This is a genomic window from Archangium sp. (assembly GCF_057119385.1).
In genome coordinates this window covers 1-4,531 of record NZ_DBNGVP010000110.1, presented here as the reverse complement: position 1 = coordinate 4,531, position 4,531 = coordinate 1, and the positions used below count along the sequence as shown (strand labels likewise).

Genomic DNA, 4,531 nt, shown 5'->3' with positions numbered 1-4,531 from the left:
GCCCGTCTTCATGTCCACCATGGCCAGGCCCCGGCCCCGGTTGAGCGAGCGGTCATACCCGCCGTTGAGGAAGACGATCCACGCCTCGCGCGCCTGCCTGCCCGCCACGCGCCACGGGCCGGCCGGGTCCGCCAGGGCCACGGGGCCGATGGGCGGAGGCCGGGGCGCGAAGTGTCCATCGCTCTCGCCCAGTTGGAGCGCGAGCGCGTCACATGGCTGCGGCCACATCCACAGGAAGTCCCCCTTCTGGCTGGGGGCGCGGCCCGGCTGTCCCGCCCCCGGGCTGGCCAGCAGCGCCGTCACGTCCAGCGCGAAGCGGTGCACTCCGCCCGTGCCCGAGCCCACCACGGCCACGGTGCGGAGCTCGCTGGCCTGCTTCGTCCCATCCGCCGCCGCGTCTCCGGACGCCCCCACCCCGTCCAGCCACACCTCGCGCACCATGGGCGTGCCGTCCACGAACCAGCCGTGCTGGCCCAGCTTGGGCAACAGCCTGGGCAACAGGTCCGGGGGGATGAAGGCCCAGAGCTCCTCGCCCGTGCCCTCGTCGTGCTTCGGCAGGCCGGTGAGCGCGTCCTTCCCCGTGCGGGTGCCGTTGTGGAAGGCGTGCAGCATGCCGCCGTTGGAGCCCACCAGGACCACCCGGTCGCGCTGCTCGTGGCGGGCCACGTACTCGTCATAGGCGTCGCGCGTGCGGCCCGAGCCCGCCTCCGTGTAGTGCTTCTGCTCCGTGCGGCCCGCGTAGAGCGTCTGCAGGCACTGCGTCGAGAAGCCACAGAACTCCCGTGGCATGGGCGGCTCCACCGTCCGCGGCGCCGAGTGGAAGATGTCATGCAGCAGGAAGGGCCGGTCGAAGTCGCGCCGCGTCTTGTCCGGGTTCAGCACGTCCGCGCCCCGGTAGTAGCGGATGACGGCGCGGGCACAGTCGTCCGGGCCCAGCTTCTCGCCCGCCACGGTGCACCCGCTCGCGCCGATGCCGAGGGCCTCGCGCAGCACCGGCGCATTGGCCTCGGTGAAGGCCACCGGCGTGTCGTGCGAGTCCAGCCGCCCGTCCGGCCCACCCGAGGCGCCGCCGTTGTCCACGAGCGTGTAGAGCTCCCGCGTCTTCCACCGCTGCGAGGCCGCCGCCGAGGGCTTGAGCTTCTGGCCCGCCTCCCAGAAGGGCCTGGCGGGCACCAGGCGGTCCCTCAGCTTCACGAAGTCGCCCACCTCGTTCTCCACCACGGCGTCCCCGTCCATGTCCATGAGGTGGACGTCGTCGCAGTCCTTGTCGTGGTTGAGGTCCCACGGATCTCCACCCGAGGAGGCGAGCGCCGCCTTGCAGCCGAGCAGCAGCTCCGAGGCGAGCTTGTAGCGGTAGAGGTAGCCGCGCCACGGCTCGTCCCGGTCGCGGCCCGGACGCAGGCGGGGCACCAGCGTGCCGCTCGCCGAGCCGAGCTGTCCGCCGGACGTGGACGCCGCGGAGAAGGAGGTGGAGCGCCGGTTCACGTTGGCGATGATGTCCTCCAGGGCCTGCTTCAGCCCCGCGCCATCGTTGGCCTGGTAGTAGAGGCCGCCGCCCACGCGCGCCGCGTTCTTGAGGATGTTGGCGTTGATGCCGAAGCCGATGGCGTGGAGGGTGAGGCTCTGCCGGCCGCCGGTGTCGAAGTCCCCCACCACCGCGGGGCTGCCGGACTGCAGGTCCTTCGTGGCGAGCAGCTTCGCCACGTCATCCAGCTTGTGCAGCGCGTCCTCGGGGCACGGCTCCGAGGCGGGGCACTCCACCGCGCCGCCATTGAGGGCCTCGAGGGTGCCGGCGGGGACGTGCTCGTCGGCGCTCGGCTCGCCGTCCGTGACGATGACGATGGACGTGGCCTGGCAGCCCCAGCACCAGCTGCGCTCCGGGCGGGACAGGGGCGCGTTCTGGAAGCCGCTCTTGAGGAAGCTCGAGTCGAAGCCGAAGACGTCCGTGTAGAGGGCGTTGCTGGAGGAGAAGTACTGCCCCACGTTGAGGAGCGACTCGGCCAGCGGGGTGGCGGCCTTGAAGCGCAGCGCGTCCACGGCCGCGAGGTAGCTGGGGCGCACCGTCTCGAAGGCGCGCGGGTCCGCGCTGAGCTGCTCGCACGTGGGGCCCTGCGGCATGGACATGAGCGCGCCGTGCACCGTGTTGTCCGCGTCGAAGTAGCTGATGCCCACGCGCGCCTGGCGCATGTCCCGGAGGATGGCCTTGAGCACCGCCTTCGCCGTCACGTACTTGGGCGGGTTGAAGTTGAGGAAGCGGCCCGAGAAGGCATACGTGTAGCGCCTCGGGTCCGTGCCCGGCCTCGAGCCCATGGCCCCGGGGCGCTTGTAGAAGCCCTTCGTCTCCATGCAGGCGAGGCACGCGTCGTAGAGCGCTCGCGTCGGGTCCGCGCTCGCCGGGTGCTGGTACGCGCAGACCTCCTCCTTCGTGTTCCACTGCGAGGCCGGCGTGTTGAGGTCCTCCCAGAACATGTACGCGTAGAACTTGTCGTCGCGGAACAGGCCGGGGTGGTCCGCGTCCGGCACCGGGTAGGCCGTGGACGGGTTCCACCCGTTGGCCGCCTGCATCGCGAGCAGGTCCGGGTTGGAGCAGCCGTCCCCGGCGGCGAATAAGGCCTCGTGGTTGCCCTCCTGCACCTGGGGCAGCTCGCGCATGGACGCCGAGGTGTCGATGAGGAAGTGCACGTTGGGCGGCGTGCCCTCGCTCATGAAGAAGCGCTCGTCGCCGGTGATGTCCTGGCCGCGCAGGGCCTCGGCGGCGAGCGAGGTGGTGAGCTGGCAACAGGCGGCCCTGGCTCCCGGGTCCTCCGGCGTGGCGGAGGCGGCCAGGGTGGAGGCGAGCAGGAGCGCGGCGGCGGACAGGCGGCGGAGGTGGCTCCGGGCGTTCATGGAATGGATTCCTCGGAGGAGGGGCTACTGAAGGCCGACACGGATGACGAACTCGACCTCGCGCTCGGGGCCGCCGGGGTACTCCTGGCAGAGCGCCGTCACGGAGTACCAATAGGCGCCCTCGGCGGCGTCGCCGAGCGTGTTGCTGATGTCGCGGGCCGTGTCGCGCGAGGCGCCCACGGCGTTGGCGGGCAGCCGCTCCACGTGTGTCAGCGTGGGCGAGGGCGTCGAGCCGGTGAAGTGGCCCGCGCGGATGATGCCCTGGCCGTACGCATCATCCAGGTGCACCTGGGCGGTGCTGCCGGGGGTGAGGACCCGGAGGCGGGCGAGGAAGAGGTTGCGCGCGGCCTGGGTGCAGGCCGAGAGCGCGTCGTCGCGCGTCTGGAGCACGGAGGCATTGCGCTCGGTGCCGGTGAAGGAGATGGCGCCGGCCACCAGCAGGGTGACGAGGACCACGACGAGCAGCGCCATCACGAGGGCCATGCCGCGGGGAGTGCTCACCCGCACGCGGGTGGTGGCGTGGAACACAGCGGAACGGGACCGGACGGACACGCGGAGGACTCCTTCCGCCCGGCTGCCTGTGCAAAGCGTGGCCCACCTGCCCCAGGGGGCGGGAACTCCTTGTGCAAACCCTTGGAACGAGAGGGAAGTCCGCTACCCCACGTGACCGCCGGAGTTACCCAGGACTGGCCTTTCTACTGGGAAAGGAACTTCCCTTTCTGTAACCCTTGCACGCCTGCCTGCTCCTGGCTGACGTTGGGCGGCTCGTGTAGGAGAAAGAGGTTCCGGATGAGCTGGTGGCCGTGCTCCCCGCCTTCATTGTCATGGCCAGGACCTGGACGATGCACGCTGCTTGTCCTGGTTCTCCTGTCCAACGCCTGTGTGTCGCTGATGCCACCGCCTGGCTCGGGGCGGAGCCTGCGCTACACCCCGTACGGCGCTACCGGGCCCACAGGGGCCATCGGCGCGGGCGGGGAGTCTCCGCGTGTACTCGACTCCCAGCCGCGCTCTCCTGCTCCCGAGACACTGTGGCACAGCGCCCTCGCTGCCCATCTGGCCTTCCGCAAGGGCGTGGGCGATGTGTCCGGCTCCACCCGCCGACTCTCCAGCGAGCTCTCCAGACTCGCGGCCAGCTACTCGGGCATTGCCCGCGTGGGCAACGGCATCTTCGTCCGCTACGTCGAATATGGGGAACGTCAGCTGCGGTGGATTGATGCCGAGCTCGCCGCCGCCACGGAGCTTGCCGCCGAGGCGTCGCAGGTGGAGGAGCCGGACATGCAGCTCGCCCTGCTGCGCCTCGCGGGCCCACGGCTGGAGGCCGCGATGATGGGCTCCATGCTGCTGGCCGTATGGGTCGACTTCCTCACCCTCACCGACGCGGCGCTCTCCCGGCGCCTCAATAGCGTGGAGGTGCTCTTCATGAGGATGGACGGCTGGCAGAAGTTGCTGGAGCCCGCCATGACGGCGCTCGCGTCCCTGGAGCCGGAGCAGGTGGAGGCAGCGGCGCGGGACATGCCCGCCCTGGTGGGCCACCTCACGCGCGAGCTCGCCGAGCTCCTCGAGACCATGAACAAGGGGGTGAAGGTCCTCGAGGCGGCGCTGCTGTTGAAGGAGTCCATGGAGGCGCTCACCCTCGTGTCGGCGC

General features: G+C 70.8%; 2 protein-coding genes and 1 pseudogene. 1 reads left to right on the top strand and 2 read right to left on the bottom strand.

Translation table 11 applies throughout. The features are described 5' to 3' along the window. Positions 1-2,886: pilus assembly protein (locus tag AC16DP_RS26430; RefSeq protein ID WP_483956881.1), on the bottom strand; the 2,886-nt coding region annotated here is incomplete at its 3' end. A 24-nt stretch (positions 2,887-2,910) separates the two neighbouring features. Continuing rightward, positions 2,911-3,438, bottom strand: a complete 528-nt coding sequence (locus tag AC16DP_RS26425; protein ID WP_329733321.1) for a hypothetical protein — start codon at positions 3,436-3,438, stop codon at positions 2,911-2,913. Between the two features lie 339 nt (positions 3,439-3,777). On the opposite strand from AC16DP_RS26425, the pseudogene AC16DP_RS26420 reads away from it, so the two are divergent. After that, a pseudogene (locus AC16DP_RS26420) lies at positions 3,778-4,531 on the top strand (DUF2380 domain-containing protein); the annotation flags it as partial.